The organism is Orrella dioscoreae, from assembly GCF_900089455.2.
Taxonomy (GTDB): Bacteria; Pseudomonadota; Gammaproteobacteria; order Burkholderiales; family Burkholderiaceae_B; genus Orrella; species Orrella dioscoreae.
Genome location: NZ_LT907988.1, coordinates 3,424,249 through 3,438,921, shown reverse-complemented (window position 1 = coordinate 3,438,921; position 14,673 = coordinate 3,424,249). Strand labels below are relative to the sequence as shown.

The window sequence follows — 14,673 nt, the reverse complement described above, 5'->3', positions numbered from 1 at the left end:
CGGAGTTCCTGTCATGCAATTTCAACCGACCCGAGTGGCTGCCGCGGTAGCCGTCGTCATGGCGCTCTCGACGGGCCAGGCTGCCGCGCAGTCGCCGGCTCCGTCGGACAACGCCACCATCAACCTGATCCGCCTGCTGGTTCAGCAAGGCGTGATCAAGCAGGACCAGGCCGACGCGCTGCTCAAGCAGGCCGAGGCCGATGCCGTCCGTGCCCGCAGCTCGGCTGCCCCCGCGGCTGCCGCTGGCGGTGCCGGCGCCGCCATCGCCCAGCCCGGCGACGTGCGCGTGCCCTACATCCCCGAGACCGTGCGGGCGGAAATCCGCGACGAGGTCAAGAACGACGTCATGGCCCAGGCCAAGGCCGAGAACTGGGCGCAGCCCAACACCTTCCCGGACTGGGTCTCGCGCATCACCATCGAGGGCGATGTGCGCGTGCGCAACGAGTCGCGCTTCTTTGACGACAACAACGTTCCCGGCGCGCTGAACTTCAACCGCTGGAACGACAACGGCCCTATGCTGATCGTGGCCGGCAACCAGAACTACTTCGAGGACCGCCGCTTCACGAACACGCGTGAAGACCGCCGCAACCTGTGGCGCATCCGCGCCCGCCTGGGCGTGAAGGCCCAGCTGTCGGACGCCTGGACGGCGGGCGTGCGCCTGGCCACCGGCAGCGACGACAATCCCGTGTCGACGTCCGATACGCTCGGCAACAGCATGGGCAAGAAGAATCTGTGGCTGGACCAGGCCTACCTGACGTATCGCGCCACCGACTGGATGACCGCCACGGCGGGCCGCGCGGGCAACCCCTTCGCGTCCACCGACCTGCTGTACTCCGGCGACCTGAACTTCGACGGGATCTCCGCTGCGTTCAAGAAGCCGCTGTCGGGCCGTCCGGTCACGCTGTTCGGCACGATCGGCGCCTTCGTGCTCGACTACGGGAACAATGCCAGCAGCGCCTGGAGCTATGAAGGCAAGAGCGAGAACAAATGGCTGCTCGGCGCCCAGGTCGGCGCGGACTGGAAGATCAACAGCGACAACTCGCTGCGCGGCAGCCTGGCCTACTACCAGTTCGAGAACATCTCGGGCAAGCGCTCGTCGCAGTGCTCGGTGCTGTCCAGCGCCGACGTCTGCGACACCGACTGGTCGCGCCCGTCGTTCATGCAGAAGGGCAACACGCTGTTCCTGCTGCGTGACATCGTCTACACCTCGGCCAACCCGGACGACTGGAACCAGTGGCAGTACGTCGGCCTGGCCTCCAGGTTCAACCTGCTGGACGTGAACATGCGCTGGGATACGCGCGTGTTCGACGGCATGGGCCTGCGCCTTGCGGGTAACTACGTGCGCAACCTGGCCTACAAGGACAGCAAGATCATCCGCCGTGCCGGTGGCGCGAACAACCTGGCCACGAACCAGGAATTCGCCAGCGACGACAGCGCGATCGGCGTGAAGAGCGGCCCCAACGCCTGGATGCTGCAGGCCACGCTGGGCAATGGCTTCGGCCTGCAAAGCAAGGGTGACTGGATGGCCTTCGTTGGCTACAAGTACATCCAGCCGGATGCCATGCCCGATGCCTACAACGATTCGACGTTCCATCTTGGCGGCACCAACGCACAGGGTTACTACGTCGGTGCGGGCTACGCGGTCGACAAGAACGTCTTCGCCCAGCTGCGCTGGACCAGCTCGAAGGAGATCTACGGCGCACCGCTGGCGATCGACATCCTGCAGCTCGAACTCAACGCACGGTTCTGATGATCATGACGACGCGACACTCCAATCCGGTGTCCGGGGCGCAAGCCCCGGCGCTGAAGCGCGCCACGCCCGCGTTGCGGCAGGTGGCGTGGGCGCTGAAGGCCACCACCGCCGCCATGGCTGTCATCCTGTCCGTCCAGCCCGCGCACGCGCAAAGCATGGAAGAGCGCCTGCGCACGCAACTGCGCAGCGCCACCCAGCAGCTGCAGCAGCTGCAAAGCCAGCAGGCTCAGGTGAATGCGGCCAAGGTCGCCGCCGAAACGCAGCGTGACGCGGCCCAGAAGGAAATCGAGCAACTGCGTGCGCAACTGGGCAAGGCCCAGGGCGCCGCCGAGCAGTTGGCCGGCCAGCAGGATGCGATGCGCGCCAGCGCGAATTCGCAGATCGCCGCGGCCAACACGCAGCTGGGCAAGTTCAAGGATGCCTACGACGAGCTGCTGACGCTGGCTCGTGCCAAGGAGGCCGAACGCGCCACGCTGAGCGCGAACCTGCAGCAGCGCGATGCGCAGTTGAAGACCTGCGAAATCAAGAACGACGAACTGTATGCCGCGGGCAAGGAAATCCTGGCGGCCTACGAATCGTTCAGCACCGGCGACATGCTGGCCATGCGCCAGCCGTTCTCGCAGAAGGCCCGCGTGGCCTTCGACGAGAAAGCGCAGGGCTATGGTGACAAGCTATATGACGGCAAGTACGATCCCAGGATGGTGCCGCAGCCCGAAGCAAAGTCTGCGCAGTAACGATGGCAGGCAGGGGCAGGGCGAGTGCCTTGCCCACCCTTTTTATTATGGAATTGTGAAATGACTGAATCCACGCTGATCCAATCCCTCAACGCTGCGCGCCTGCAAGAGATCCTGCAGGAAATGGGTTACCGCGTCACCCTGTCCGAACAGAACGGCCTGGTGCAACTGCTGAGCGCCACCCAGGGCATTGGCTTCGCTGTCCGTTTCGGCAACCCTGCCGCCCAGGCAGGCGACTTCGTCGACTACACCCTGAGCTGCGCGCTACGCGTGCAGGGCGAACTGCCCGCCGGCCTGGCCGACAGCTGGAACATCGGCAAGCGCTTTGCCCGCCTGACCCACCAGGGCGCGTTCCTGGTGCTGGAAAAGGACGTGATCCTGGCTGGCGGCGTCAGCGAGAACCACGTGCGCGCCACGACCGAGCTGTGGGATCGCCTGCTGCAGGAGTTCGTGCTGTTCCTGCGGCAGTACGCTGCGCAAGCCGCCCAAGGCGCTGAAGGCCAGCCCGTCGCCGAGCTTGCTGAAGAAGCCGCCGACAAGGCCTGAGCAGACTGAGGCTCTACCAGCCCGCGGCGCTTGCTGTCGTGGGTGCAGTGGGTGCCGCGCATGGGCATTGTCCTGCCGTGCGCGGCGCTTCCCAAGTAGTTTCCCGGAGTTGATGTGAACGTGTCCGATAAAACCATGCCGCGTGTGCTGCGCGTCGTCGGCGCCTTGGGCGTGGTGCTTGCCGCGGCCGCTTGCGGCGACAAGGGCAGCGCCCAGAACGATGCCCCCGCGAAGCCTGCCGCCAGCAGCAGTGCGCCGGCGCCGTCCAAGCCCGCTGCCCAGTCGACGGCTGCGCCGGCTGACGGCCCCGCCATTGCGACCTTGGGCGCGGTCAGCGTCCCCCGCAGTGAAATCGAAAACCTGCTGCGCACGCTGCCGGCTGCGCAACGCGAGCAGTTGAAGGCAGACCGCAGCGAGCTCGATCGCGTGATCCGCGCGCGTCTTGCCGAGAGGGCGCTGGTGGCGGAAGCCAACGCGCAAGGCTGGACCGAGCGCGAGGAAATCCGCCTTGCGGTACAGGCCGCCCAGGAGCAGGTCGTGATGCGTGCCTACCTGGATTCCGTCAGCCAGCCTGCCGACGACTACCCCTCGGAAGCCGAGCTGCAAGCCGCCTACGACCAGAACAAGGACCGCTTCACCCAGCCGGCCAGCTACCGTGTCAGCCAGATCTACCTGGCCGCTCCCTATGGTGACGCCGATGCCGTGGCGGCCGCCCGCAAGCAGGCCGCCGACCTGGTCAAGCGGGCGAACGCGCCCAAGGCCGATTTCGCCGCGCTTGCCAAGGAATTCTCGCAGGATGCCAATTCGGCAGCACGTGGCGGCGACAACGGTTTCGTGCCCTTGCCGCAACTGGTGCCCGAGCTGCGCGGTGTCGTGCAAGGCCTGAAGAAAGGCCAGGTCAGCGCCCCCGTGCAGATGCCCGGTGGCATTCACATCCTGAAGCTGGTGGACGTCCGCGACGCACGCACCCCGCCCCTGGTCGAGGTGCAAGTGCAATTGCGCAATGCATTGCGCGCGCAGCGCCAGGAACAGGCAGCGCGTGCTTATCTGGAGGGACTCGTCAATGCCGGTACAGTCAGTATCGATGGCAAGGCGGTCAACGAAGCGTTCGAGGCAGTCAAGTAATCCTGCCAGCGCGGGCCTGGCCGGCCCGCGCAATGTCCGCGACGACCTGAATGGCCGGGTGCGGAGGATGCTTGGCCGAGCGCGCACGCCGCGCTCCGTGGAGGCGGTCCCGGTCTTGCTGGACGCGATCAGGCAAAGCCTGCCGCGCCAGTCGGCGCTGGACATGCTGGTGCCGGAACTTCGTCTGTACCCGCCTGCCGCGGTGGCAAGCCAGGGCGCAAGCGTCTATCAGCGTGAACACGCGGCAACCTTGTATCGCCTGTTGCGCATGATCTGGCTGGCCGAGATGGTCTTCGGCGACAAGATGCTTGCCATGGATTGGCTCAGCGAGCCGAAGGCGCGCCTGTATGGTCATCCGCCAGCATTGCAAATGCGCGACGCTCGTGACACAGGGGCGGTGGAACGTTGGCTGCTGGATATCGAGGAAGGTAACGGGCCGTGATGACCCTTTGGCGCCTGAGTAATGGCCATACGCTGCAAAGCGGCAGTCAACCCGGCGGCCGCTGGGTGGCTGCCGGCGCGAATGCCATTCTGCTGGACAGCTCACCGCTGGCGGCCATTTGCGCGCGGCTTGCGCTGGTCGAGGCCGAGCATCCTCGCCGCTTGCCGCGAGGGTATGTCCTGCTTGAGGTGCGCGCGCCCCAAGGCGGCGTCTTGCGCGGTGCCGCGCCGCGGAATTGGCGATCGGATGTCTCGGTGTCGCGCGGTTTCGGCCAGGCGTGGCTGGAGGCCGGCGAGTCCCTGTTGCTCGAGGTGCCCAGCCTGTCCGGCGCGCCTCAGTATCTGCTCAATTGCTCCCATCCCGACGCCAGCCGCTGTCGCGTGGCGTCTCGGAGTGAAGCGCCTTTCGCGGAGCACCTGGACGCCGTGGACGGCATTTTTGGCGACAAGGATTGGCTGGCCAAGGTCCCCGTGGCCGACCGGGCTTAATCCTGAGTCCGCACAGTGGCACGAGGCCGCATCGCGCCATCCAGCGCATCCTTGCCAGGCGCCAGCTGCACCTTGCCAGAAAGATGGATCGCGCGTCCCAGGACGTGGCCGGCGACGGGCACCGTAAAGACCAGGAAAAGCACCGTCAACGCGCCGATGGCCAAGGTCAAGCCGTCCCCGCTCGCCAGGGCAGCGCCCGCCACCGTGAGACCGGCCCCGACGGTGCCGGCCTTGGTGGAGGCGTGCATCCGTTGCAAGGGATCCTTGAAGCGCAGCAGGCCCAGGGCGGCGGCGAAAAGAAACATCATGCCCACGATCTTCAGCGCCAGGGCGAGGATGAACAAGGCGAGGCTCATTCGCGGTCTCCTTTCTGGTGTTCGAGGAATGCCGCAAGCGCGCAGGTTCCCACGAAGCCGAACACCGCCACCCCGAGCCCGACATCCATGTATTCGCGACGGCCGGTGACGACGGCGGCCAGGGCCGCGGCAGTGACCGCAACCCCCGTCAGCATGTCCAGCGCGACATAGCGATCCGCATCGTCCGGTCCACGCAGCATCCGTACCAGGGTCATGCCCAGCGGCACGGCTACCAGCACCAGCAGCAGGCGAGCGATCTGGCTGACGGCCAGATCGATGTCTTGCAGGGTCTCGATCATCCTTCGATCTCCAGGAGAGGGTCCTCGAACGCGCGGCGGATGCCCTCGATCACCTGTTCGGGCGTCTCCGCATTCAGGCAGTGCATGTACAGGGTGGCGCGATCCTCGCTGACGTGCAGCGAGGTCGTGCCGGGCGTCAGCGACACCAGGTTGGCCAGCGTCGCGATGGCGAGATCGGATTGCAGGCGCAGTGGCATGGCGATGACGGCGGGCGCCAGCCGCGGCTGGCGCGCGAAGGCTGCCGCGGCGACGGACCAGGACGACAGCAGGAGCTCGCGCAGGAAGACGACGCACAGCACGAGGCAGGCGCGCAAGCGCCGCGGGAGGGATGGCGCCTGGGTCATGGCGTGGCTCCTTCGGCGGCAGGAAGCGCGCTCTGCGCGAAGCCCGCTGCATGGTATGCCTCGGGGGCCATCAGCGGGGTGGTTGCGGCCTGTGAGAACGCCAGCAGCGTCTCCGGCTGCAGCCCGATCCAGGCGGTGATCAGCGCCAGCGCGCCGATCCCGAGCATCATCGGCATGGGCACGCGGCGGACCCGGCTGCGCGGGACGGGTGGCGTCTTCCAGAACGCCTCGATCCAGATCTTGCTCATCGAGAACAGCGTCAGCAGGCCAACGAACAGGCCCGTCGCGGCCAGCCAGGCGGCATCGGCCCGGAACGAGGCATCGATGACCATGAACTTGGCCCAGAAGCCTGATAGCGGCGGAATGCCTGCCAGCGACAGCGCGGGGATGGCGAAGGCCAGCGCCAGCAAGGGCTGGCTACGCATCAGGCCACCGCTGCGGCGCAGGTCATAGGTGCCACTGGCCCGGTGCATGGCGCCCGCGATCAGGAACAGGTTGGCCTTCACGATGATGTGGTGCAGGATGTAGAAGATGGCGCCCGCGAAGGCGGCTGCCGTGCCCAGGGCCAGCCCCAGCAGGATGTAGCCGATCTGGCTGATGATGTGGAACGACAGGATCCGGCGCACGTCCCATTGCACCGCCGCGCCGAACACGCCGAACAGCATGGTGCCGGCCGCCATCAAGGCGATCAGCTCGCGCAGCGTCTCCCCGCCCATGAACAGCAGCGTGAATACCCGGAAGCACGCGTAGACCCCGACCTTGGTCAGCAGCCCGGCAAACAGGGCAAGCAGGCCGATCGGCAGGGTGTGGTAGGACGCCGGCAGCCAGAAGAACATGGGGAAATAGCCCGCCTTGATGCCGAACCCGACCAGGAAGAGCGCCGCACTGACCGCCAGCGCGGTGCTGGGTTCGGTATCGGGCAGGACCCGCGCGAGATCGGCCATGTTGAGCGTGCCGGCAAGGCCATACAGGATGGCGATGGCCAGCAGGAAGAGCAGGGTGCTCAACAGGTTCATGGCGGCGTACTTCAACGCACCGTCCAGCTGCGCCCGGCGCTTGTCGATGACGAGCAGGCCCATGGCGGTGATCAGCATGATCTCGAACCAGACGTACAGGTTGAAGATGTCGCCGGTCAGGAAGGCGCCGTTGACGGCCGCCAGCATGCCCTGCAGCAGCGGATAGACCCCGTTGTGGACGTGCCGCTGGCGGGTGGTGGACAGGCTGAAGATGCCGGTGGCCAATGCCAGGACGGCAGCCACGGCCACCATCGCCGCGCCCAGGCGATCAGCCACGAAGCTGATGCCGAAAGGCGGCGCCCAGCCGCCGAAGGTCATGGCCACCACGGCGCCGGCCCGCACCTCGCGCAGCAGCAGCCAGGCCGCCAGCAGCATCAGCGTCAGCGAGGCCAGGTGCGTCGCGCGCTGCGCGGATGGCGAGCGCCAGAGCACCATGCACAGCGCGGAGGCGGCGATGGGAATGAGCACCGGCCACAGGACGGCGTAGTGGATGAGTGCTGACATCACGGGCGAGCCTCCTTGCCGGCGGCAGGGGTCGGGGAGGCATCGGAAAAGGGGGAGCCCAGGGCTTCCGCCTGGTCCAGTTGCCGGTGGTCCAGCGTCCCCAATCGGCGATGGGTCTTGAGGGCCAGCGCCACGAGGAAGGCGACCAGCGAGAAACCGATCACGATGGCGGTCAGCACGAGCGCCTGGGGCAGGGGGTTGGCCGCGCCCGTTCCCAATGCGGTTTCGCCCGCCGACATGATGGGGGGCGGATTGTCGCCGATGCGCCCCGCGAGGAAGATGCAGAGGTTCACGGTCGCCGACACCAGCATGACGCCGTAGGCGATTCGCATGACGTGCCGGGAAAGCAATAGATAAAGGCCCAGCGCCATGATGGCGGAAATGGCCGCTGCGTAGATCAGGTTCATGCTGCCTCCTCGCTCGTCTCATAGAGACGGAATACCAGGCACAGCATGCCGCCCATCACGGCGCAATAGACCCCGATATCGAACAGCAGTGTCGTGCCGAGCTTGAACCCGTTGTCGAAGATCAGCCACTGATGCGTCAGGAATCCGTCGCCCGCGGCGATGCCGGCCAGGCCGCTGATGACCGCGCAGGCTACCCCGAAGCCGGCCAATGCGACGGGGTGGACGCGCAGCAGGTGCCTGGCATGGGCGACGCCGTTGGAAAGCGCCACGACGCCGATCGCCATGGCCGCCACCAGGCCGCCGACGAATCCGCCGCCAGGCTGGTTGTGGCCCCGCCACAGGATTGCCAGCGAGATCGCCAGCATGGCCCAGCAAAGCAGGCGGGCGGAGGTGGAAAAGATGACGGAGTTCATGGCGTTCCTCGCTTGCCGGCATCCGCGGGGTGGCGCAAGCCGGACGGGGCTGCGCGCGGCCTGCGTCGGCGCAGCAGCGCCCACGCGCCCAGCGTGGCGAAAGCCACGACGGCGATTTCCCCAAGGGTGTCGAGCGCGCGGTAGTCGACGATGATGACGTTGACCACGTTCTGGCCATGGGCGTCGGGATAGCTGGTCGCGGCGAAGAAGTCCGACAGCCGTGTGTCGAACGGCTCAGCCAGCATGCTTGCCAGCGTCACGAAGATCAGCAGGCCGAAGGCGATGGCCACCACGGCATCGACGCGGCGCTCGCCGGGATCGCGGGTGGCGCTGGCCGTCGCGGGCAGGCGTCTCAGCACCGCCATCATCACGACCAGGACGAGCGTTTCCACCGCGAACTGCGTCAGGGCGAGATCGGGCGCGCCATGCAGCAGGAAGAGCAGGGCCGAGCCATAGCCGACCACGCCGACCCCGATCAGGCCCGTGACCAGCGCGCGTGTCCGGACCGCAACGACCGCGCCGATCACGCCGAATGCCAGCAAGGCGGCCGGCAGCGGAAGAATGGTGCCGCCCAGCGCCAGCTCGGTGATGCCGCCGTTGCGGGCGATGGACCATGCGATGGTGATGATGAGCGCGATGCAGGTCAGTAGCGTATAGCGCCGCATGTCGCCATTCTGCAGCTGCCGGGTGCTCCAGCGCGCGAGTCCCAGCAGCGCGTCGACCACGGCCTGATAGCTGCGGTTGGCATCCAGCCGGTTCAACAGGCTGATGCGGTGCAGCGCGCGATGGAAGGGATCCCATTGCCAGGCCAGCAAGGCGCCCAGCGTGACGACCAGCCCGCTGAGCGCCAGCATCGGCGTGAGACCGTGCCACAGCGAGAACGAGACGTCGATGGGCTGGCCGGCAAGGACGCCCGCCGCGGGCGTGATGAGGTAATACGAGAAGAAGCCGGGAGCGATACCGGCTGCCACGCCCAGCAGGCCCAGGGTCAGGGGCCCGGCGAGCAGCCCGGGGGTTTCGCCGTGGGCGATGTGACTGATCTTGTGCTTGCTCAGGAAGAAGGGCCGCAGCGACACCACGCCCGCCGTGGCGACCATGATGGCGTTGACCAGCACCGCCACGCCCACGGGCAGCAGGCTCCACGAGCTTTCCAACTGCGCCTCGAACAGGAACTCCTTGGCGATGAAACCCACGAAAGGCGGCAGGCCCGCCATCGAGAGGCTGGCCAGCACGATGGCCGTCGCGGTGAAGGGCAGCAAGCGGGCGAGTCCGCCAAGGCGCCGCAACTCGGTGATGTGTGTGGCGTGGATGGCGGTGCCGGCACAGAAGAACAGCGCCGCCTTGTAGAAGGCGTGGGCAACGATGAAGCCGCTGACGGCCACCGCCGATTGCGGGCTGTCCAGGCCGATCAGCATGACCAGGATGCCCAGCGAGGCGACCGTGGACTGCGCCAGGACGGCCTTGTAGCCGCTGGCGCGGATGGCGCCGAGCGCGGCGACCAGCATCGTCGCCGACCCGATGATGACCAGCGTGGCACCGAACCAGGGAATGTCCCGGAACACGACCTCGAAGCGCGCCAGGAGATAGACGCCAAGCTTCACCATGGTCGCCGAGTGCAGATAGGCAGAGGCGGGCGTCGGCGCAGCCATCGCCTGGGGCAGCCAGAAATGGAAAGGGAACTGTGCCGACTTGGTGAAGGCGCCGATCATCAGCAGGATCGCGGCCGGCTTCATCCAGGGACTGGCCAGCAGCGTTTCCGGCTGGTCCATCAAGGCCGAGATCGAGAAGGTGCCGGCGGCCATGCCGATCAGCAGGATGCCGCCGAACAGCACCAGGCCGCCCGCGCCGGTGATCAGCAGCGATTGCAGCGCGGCTTTGCGGGCGTCGGCCTTGTGGGCCTCGAAACCGATCAGCAGGAAAGAGAGCAGGCTCGTGGCTTCCCAGAACACGAACATCGCGACGAGGTTGTCCGACAGCACCGTGCCCAGCATGGCCGCCATGAAGGCGAGGATGAGGAAGATGAAACGGGCGCGCTCGGAGGGCGCGGCATCCGAGAAGTATGCCGTCGCATAGGTGACGACCAGCGTGCCGATGCCGGTGATGAGCAAGGAGAAGAGGAGCGAGAAGCCGTCAAGGCGCAAGGCGAGCTGCACGCCCAGCGATGGCGCCCAGGACCAGGCATGATCGATCGTGCCGCCGCTGGCGATGAGGGGGGCCAGGGAGGCGAGGCCGGCGAAGAGTCCGAGCGGAAGCAGCGCTGGCAGATAGCGGGCCAGCGCGCCGCGAAGATGCGCGAGCCGCCAGCCCAGCAGCGCGGCGCACCCTGCTGCCAGCAGGAGGGAGGTCAGGGTCATGGGTCGATTCCAGGCGCGGCCAGACTGGCGCGATGCGCGGCACTGCGCACGCGCGGCGGCGCGGCGGGGGGCGAGAAGGGGGAAGCCGCCAGCAGGCCGCGAGGCGGGCATGGAGGGGACGGCGAAGAAAATGGAAAGCCCGTCAGCGCGGGCCAGAAGGCGTGCTGGGTCATCAGGAGATTGCATAAGCCCGCGTTGGCGGCCCGACCAACGCAATCACCTCTTGGCCTCATGGCGAGACCAAAACCCGCGACCATTCTAGCAAACGATGTCGCGGGAGATGCAATCTTTTTTAATGGAGTACGGCGCATCATCGCGTGCGTACTGCCGAGGATCGCCCGTACCAAGGGGCGCGATGACGCACAAAAAAAAGCGGGGAAGCGCCAAGGCTTCCCCGCTTTATTGCGTGCTGCGTGCCCTGACCGATCAGGCGATCGGCGAGAGCGGTGCAGCGATCGCTTTCAGGAGCGATTACTTCCAGATGGCCTGGCCGTTGGCGTCCTTGATTTCAGCAGCCCAGACCTTGCGGATCTGGTTGGTGACTTCGTCGGGCAGCGCGACGTAGTCCAGATCGGCAGCCGACTTGGCGCCGTTCTTGAAGGCCCAGTCGAAGAACTCGAGCACGGCCTTGCCTTGCTCGGGCTTGCCTTGGGTCTTCTGCATCAGGATGAACGTAGCGGCGGTGATGGGCCACGATTGAGCGCCCGGCTCGTTCGTCAGCACCACGCCCATGCCGGGAGCGCTGTTCCAGTCGGCGTTGGCGGCAGCAGCGGCGAAGGCGGCGGCATCCGGCTGGATGGTCTTGCCGTCCTTGTTCTGCAGTTGCGTCCAGGCCAGCTTGTTTTGCTTGGCGTAGGCGTATTCGACGTAGCCGATCGAGTTGGCCAGCTGACCCACGTAGGCGGCGACGCCTTCGTTGCCCTTGCCGCCTTGACCCACGGGCCACTTCACGGCCTTGCCTTCGCCAACCGAGCTCTTCCAGTCAGCCGAGACCTTCGACAGGTAGTTGGTCCACAGGAACGTGGTGCCCGAACCGTCCGAACGGTGGACGACGACGATGTCGGCGTCCGGCAGCTTCACGCCGCTGTTCAGGTCGGTGATGGCCTTGTCGTTCCACTTCTTGATCTTGCCCAGGTAGATGTTGGCCAGCACTTCGCCGGTCAGCTTCAGTTCGCCCGGCTTCACGCCCTGGACGTTGATGACGGGCACGGCGCCGCCGATCACGGCCGGGAACTGGACCAGGTTGTTGCTCGACAGCTTCTCAGCGTTCAGGGGATCGTCCGAAGCGCCGAAGTCGACGGTCTTCGCGATGATTTGTTGTTGACCACCACCCGAACCGATAGATTGGTAGTTGACGGCGTTGCCCGTGGCAGCCTTGTAGTCGGCAGCCCACTTGGCGTAGATGGGGTAGGGGAACGAAGCGCCAGCGCCGGTGATATTGGCGGCTTGCACGGAGAAGGAGGCTGCGACGCCGAACGCAGCGGCGATCGAGACCTGCTTGAACAATTTCAACATGAGATGATCCTCTCGTCTGGTGGGTAGACGAAGCGCAGATTACGCAGCTAATGTGACATGAATGTGACGGACATATAGGTAACAGGATATGCGCTCTCCTGGGAAGAAATTGCCTGCAGGATGCATCCGGTAATGGGGCGTAACGTTTCTGTCATGGGGTCTCACTACCATCTTGCGGGACAGTACCGGCGCCGCTTCGCGCCTTGTCTCCAAGGCTGTCCGCCTCCCTCCCGCTCCATGTTTTCCTTCCCCTGCGTGTCCTGGTGAGGCTGCTTCCGCGCTCATTCCGCCAGCGGGCTCGGCCTGCTCGCCGCTTGAACGGTGCCATGCCGCCAGTCCTGGCTTTCCTGTTGTCAGGGCTCGTGGCGACAGCAGCCTGGGCCGAGCCTGCCGGATCGGCGCATGCCGCCATTGCGGGGCATCCAGGAAAGCAAGCGGGTCGAGGCGCCACCGTGCCGCCAGGCATGCACCGCTATGTGCTGCCCCGGTTGCGCCTGCACGACGCGTTGCAGCAATACAGCCAGATCACTGGCCGTTCCGTGCTTTACGACGCACGGCAGGTGGCAGGCCTGTACTCAGCGCCGGTCCACGGTGTCCTGGATCCGGACGAGGCGTTGCGCAAGTTGATTTCCCTCAGTGGGCTATCTCCCCATTTCTCCGGGGCGGATGCGTTCATGTTGAAGGCGCGTCCCCAAGGAAGCGGCGAGCTATCGCCGCTGGTTGCGCAGGCCTTTCATGCGCAGGTTCAGTCTCGCGTGACGCAAGCGTTATGCGACGAGCCTGCCTTGCAGGACAGGACCTATCACCTGACCTTGCTGTTCACGGTGGGGCCGGATCGCCGGATCGAAGGCTTGCGTGTGCATGCGCAGGGGCGTCCGGCGCTGGAGGCGCCTGTCCACGCGCGTCTGGATGGCTTGCCCATCGGCATGACGGCGCCCACGGACCTGCCTCAACCGTTGACATTGCAGTTGAGTGGGCGGGACGCGCGCGTGCGCCAGGAGTGCGCGCCATGACGGAGAAAACCTTGACGAGACTTTCCGTCACGGAGCGTCTGGCGCGGCTGCGCGAGTGCATGGAACCCGCGGATGGCCGGGGGCGCGAGGATGCCGACTGCGGCGATCTGTCCTGGCTGGCGCGGCAAGTTGAATCCCTCCCGCCCCGCTTGCGCCATATTCTTTACTCGGTGTGCATGGAGCGCGCCGCCAGCCAGGTCCTGGCGCAACGCTGGGGAATTTCGACCCGGCTCGTCGCCAGGGAATTGCAGGCAGCGCATGAGTCCTGCGTACAGGGCCTGGCCGGGCCAGGCCTGCGGGCCGTCGCCAAAGGGGCCGAGGAGGCGGGCGCGGGCGCTGCCGTCCTGGCGGAAGCGCGTGCCTGGGTTCGTGTCCTTTCCATGGGGCAGCCCACGGATGAACGCCTGGACGCGTTCACGCAGTGGCATGCGCAAAGCCGTGGGCACGCGCAGCGCTGGCATCAGGCCACCCGGGAGTGGAAAATCCTGGGGCGGGCCCTGCATGCAGCGCCGGCTGATCCCGAGCCAGGGACGCCAGGCCTTCGTGCGCCGCTGCCGCGGCTGACCCGGCGGGGATTCCTGGGCGCGGCAATCGCTGGCGCAACGGCGCTCGGGGCGTTGGCCATCGCTCGGCCGCCGCTGGGCCTATGGCCGTCCTGGCAGGTGTTGCGGGCGGATTTCCGTACCGCCACGGGTGAGCGACGGCGCATAGGCCTGGGTGAGGGCGCCTATGTCGAATTGAATACCCAGACCAGCCTGTCCTTGCGTACCGACGCCAGCGGCGTGCTCATCGCGCTGTTTGCTGGCGAGATTGCCGTGGACAACGGCCGCGCCATCCCCTTGCGTATCCGCGCGGGCGGGGGACGGGTCGACGTGGGGCAGGGGGGCGTGGCGCTGCGCACCTTGGAAGGGAGGCGTGTCGTGGTTCGCGCGACCGAAGGCGCGGCGCGGGTTTTCCATTCGCAGCGCGAGGTGTCTTTGGTGGCGGGCCAGCAGGTCTCCTATGGCAGCAGCGGCATGGACGCTGTCCGGCGGGTCACCAGCGGCACGTCCGATGACGCATGGCGTCGTGGCATGGTGGTTTTCCAGGACACGCCGCTGGCGGAGGCCGTGGCCGAGATCAACCGTTACCGGCCAGGGCGGGTCGTGCTCATGGACAGCGCGCTGGGGCGCCAGCGCATCAGTGGCCGTTTCCGGGTCGACGCGCTGGACCGCGCCATCATCCTGATCGAGCAGTTGTACCGGGCCCGCGTGCGCCGGCTTGGTGACGTGGTCATCCTCAGTTGACGTGGCGCTTCCAAGGTTTCCCACGTGGCGAGAACCGTCTGGGGCATACCCTCGGCATCGCCAAGGTGTAATAGTTTG

Annotated in this window: 16 protein-coding genes; 8 read left to right on the top strand and 8 right to left on the bottom strand. The window is 66.5% G+C overall.

Features of this window, described 5'->3' with window-relative positions:
* Positions 1-13 precede the first annotated feature (13 nt).
* The 6 genes from ODI_RS16030 to ODI_RS16005 all read left to right on the top strand — a co-directional run bounded on the left by ODI_RS16030 (position 14) and on the right by ODI_RS16005 (position 5,088).
* A complete protein-coding gene (locus tag ODI_RS16030; protein WP_067755633.1) occupies positions 14-1,750 on the top strand; it encodes a putative porin in 1,737 nt (578 codons plus the stop codon).
* 5 nt (positions 1,751-1,755) lie between these two features.
* Positions 1,756-2,487: a DNA repair protein gene (locus ODI_RS16025; protein WP_231968074.1), complete on the top strand. Its 732-nt coding sequence runs from the start codon at positions 1,756-1,758 to the stop codon at positions 2,485-2,487.
* Positions 2,488-2,547: 60 nt separating this feature from the next.
* Positions 2,548-3,033, top strand: a complete 486-nt coding sequence (locus tag ODI_RS16020; RefSeq protein WP_067755636.1) for a YbjN domain-containing protein — start codon at positions 2,548-2,550, stop codon at positions 3,031-3,033.
* A gap of 120 nt (positions 3,034-3,153) precedes the next feature.
* Positions 3,154-4,158 (top strand): peptidylprolyl isomerase, encoded by a 1,005-nt coding sequence (locus ODI_RS16015; protein ID WP_067755698.1) that lies wholly within the window; start codon positions 3,154-3,156, stop codon positions 4,156-4,158.
* 115 nt (positions 4,159-4,273) lie between these two features.
* Positions 4,274-4,600, top strand: a complete 327-nt coding sequence (locus ODI_RS22335; RefSeq protein ID WP_157929779.1) for an MbcA/ParS/Xre antitoxin family protein — start codon at positions 4,274-4,276, stop codon at positions 4,598-4,600.
* Positions 4,600-5,088, top strand: coding sequence for an RES family NAD+ phosphorylase (locus ODI_RS16005; protein WP_067755641.1), 489 nt, complete (start codon positions 4,600-4,602; stop codon positions 5,086-5,088). The genes ODI_RS22335 and ODI_RS16005 overlap by 1 nt, the downstream gene beginning before the upstream one ends.
* Here the strand turns inward: ODI_RS16005 and mnhG are convergent.
* From mnhG to pstS, 8 genes are all read right to left on the bottom strand, one after another.
* Positions 5,085-5,444 carry a monovalent cation/H(+) antiporter subunit G gene (mnhG, locus tag ODI_RS16000; RefSeq protein WP_082985366.1) on the bottom strand — a complete coding sequence of 120 codons (360 nt, stop codon included), beginning with the start codon at positions 5,442-5,444 and terminating at the stop codon, positions 5,085-5,087. The genes ODI_RS16005 and mnhG overlap by 4 nt on opposite strands.
* A complete protein-coding gene (locus tag ODI_RS15995) occupies positions 5,441-5,743 on the bottom strand; it encodes a monovalent cation/H+ antiporter complex subunit F (RefSeq protein WP_067755644.1) in 303 nt (100 codons plus the stop codon). Before ODI_RS15995 ends, mnhG begins: the two co-directional genes overlap by 4 nt.
* A complete protein-coding gene (locus tag ODI_RS15990) occupies positions 5,740-6,087 on the bottom strand; it encodes a Na+/H+ antiporter subunit E (RefSeq protein ID WP_067755646.1) in 348 nt (115 codons plus the stop codon). The genes ODI_RS15995 and ODI_RS15990 overlap by 4 nt, the downstream gene beginning before the upstream one ends.
* Positions 6,084-7,607 carry a proton-conducting transporter transmembrane domain-containing protein gene (locus tag ODI_RS15985; RefSeq protein WP_067755648.1) on the bottom strand — a complete coding sequence of 508 codons (1,524 nt, stop codon included), beginning with the start codon at positions 7,605-7,607 and terminating at the stop codon, positions 6,084-6,086. The genes ODI_RS15990 and ODI_RS15985 overlap by 4 nt, the downstream gene beginning before the upstream one ends.
* A complete protein-coding gene (locus tag ODI_RS15980) occupies positions 7,607-8,014 on the bottom strand; it encodes a sodium:proton antiporter (RefSeq protein WP_067755650.1) in 408 nt (135 codons plus the stop codon). Before ODI_RS15980 ends, ODI_RS15985 begins: the two co-directional genes overlap by 1 nt.
* Positions 8,011-8,427: an MnhB domain-containing protein gene (locus ODI_RS15975; RefSeq protein WP_067755653.1), complete on the bottom strand. Its 417-nt coding sequence runs from the start codon at positions 8,425-8,427 to the stop codon at positions 8,011-8,013. The genes ODI_RS15980 and ODI_RS15975 overlap by 4 nt, the downstream gene beginning before the upstream one ends.
* Positions 8,424-10,781, bottom strand: coding sequence for a hydrogen gas-evolving membrane-bound hydrogenase subunit E (mbhE, locus tag ODI_RS15970; protein ID WP_098020923.1), 2,358 nt, complete (start codon positions 10,779-10,781; stop codon positions 8,424-8,426). Before mbhE ends, ODI_RS15975 begins: the two co-directional genes overlap by 4 nt.
* Before the next feature lie 471 nt (positions 10,782-11,252).
* Positions 11,253-12,296: a phosphate ABC transporter substrate-binding protein PstS gene (pstS, locus tag ODI_RS15965; RefSeq protein ID WP_067755655.1), complete on the bottom strand. Its 1,044-nt coding sequence runs from the start codon at positions 12,294-12,296 to the stop codon at positions 11,253-11,255.
* Between the two features lie 326 nt (positions 12,297-12,622).
* Between pstS and ODI_RS15960 the strand changes: the two genes are divergently transcribed.
* Positions 12,623-13,309 (top strand): STN domain-containing protein, encoded by a 687-nt coding sequence (locus ODI_RS15960; RefSeq protein ID WP_157929778.1) that lies wholly within the window; start codon positions 12,623-12,625, stop codon positions 13,307-13,309.
* On the top strand, positions 13,306-14,595 hold the full coding sequence (locus tag ODI_RS15955) for a FecR family protein (RefSeq protein WP_231968073.1): 1,290 nt from the start codon (positions 13,306-13,308) through the stop codon (positions 14,593-14,595). Before ODI_RS15960 ends, ODI_RS15955 begins: the two co-directional genes overlap by 4 nt.
* The last annotated feature ends 78 nt before the right edge of the window (positions 14,596-14,673 follow it).

Excerpts from the sequence above, each read along its gene's own strand:
- ODI_RS15975 (WP_067755653.1), bottom strand. The coding sequence starts at position 8,427 with ATGAACTCCGTCATCTTTTCCACCTCCGCCCGCCTGCTTTGCTGGGCC.
- ODI_RS15980 (WP_067755650.1), bottom strand. The coding sequence starts at position 8,014 with ATGAACCTGATCTACGCAGCGGCCATTTCCGCCATCATGGCGCTGGGC.
- mbhE (WP_098020923.1), bottom strand. The coding sequence starts at position 10,781 with ATGACCCTGACCTCCCTCCTGCTGGCAGCAGGGTGCGCCGCGCTGCTG.
- ODI_RS16030 (WP_067755633.1), top strand. The coding sequence starts at position 14 with ATGCAATTTCAACCGACCCGAGTGGCTGCCGCGGTAGCCGTCGTCATG.
- ODI_RS16020 (WP_067755636.1), top strand. The coding sequence starts at position 2,548 with ATGACTGAATCCACGCTGATCCAATCCCTCAACGCTGCGCGCCTGCAA.
- ODI_RS15990 (WP_067755646.1), bottom strand. The coding sequence starts at position 6,087 with ATGACCCAGGCGCCATCCCTCCCGCGGCGCTTGCGCGCCTGCCTCGTG.
- ODI_RS15995 (WP_067755644.1), bottom strand. The coding sequence starts at position 5,743 with ATGATCGAGACCCTGCAAGACATCGATCTGGCCGTCAGCCAGATCGCT.
- ODI_RS16005 (WP_067755641.1), top strand. The coding sequence starts at position 4,600 with ATGACCCTTTGGCGCCTGAGTAATGGCCATACGCTGCAAAGCGGCAGT.
- mnhG (WP_082985366.1), bottom strand. The coding sequence starts at position 5,444 with ATGAGCCTCGCCTTGTTCATCCTCGCCCTGGCGCTGAAGATCGTGGGC.
- ODI_RS15985 (WP_067755648.1), bottom strand. The coding sequence starts at position 7,607 with ATGTCAGCACTCATCCACTACGCCGTCCTGTGGCCGGTGCTCATTCCC.
- pstS (WP_067755655.1), bottom strand. The coding sequence starts at position 12,296 with ATGTTGAAATTGTTCAAGCAGGTCTCGATCGCCGCTGCGTTCGGCGTC.
- ODI_RS15960 (WP_157929778.1), top strand. The coding sequence starts at position 12,623 with ATGCCGCCAGTCCTGGCTTTCCTGTTGTCAGGGCTCGTGGCGACAGCA.
- ODI_RS15955 (WP_231968073.1), top strand. The coding sequence starts at position 13,306 with ATGACGGAGAAAACCTTGACGAGACTTTCCGTCACGGAGCGTCTGGCG.
- ODI_RS16025 (WP_231968074.1), top strand. The coding sequence starts at position 1,756 with ATGACGACGCGACACTCCAATCCGGTGTCCGGGGCGCAAGCCCCGGCG.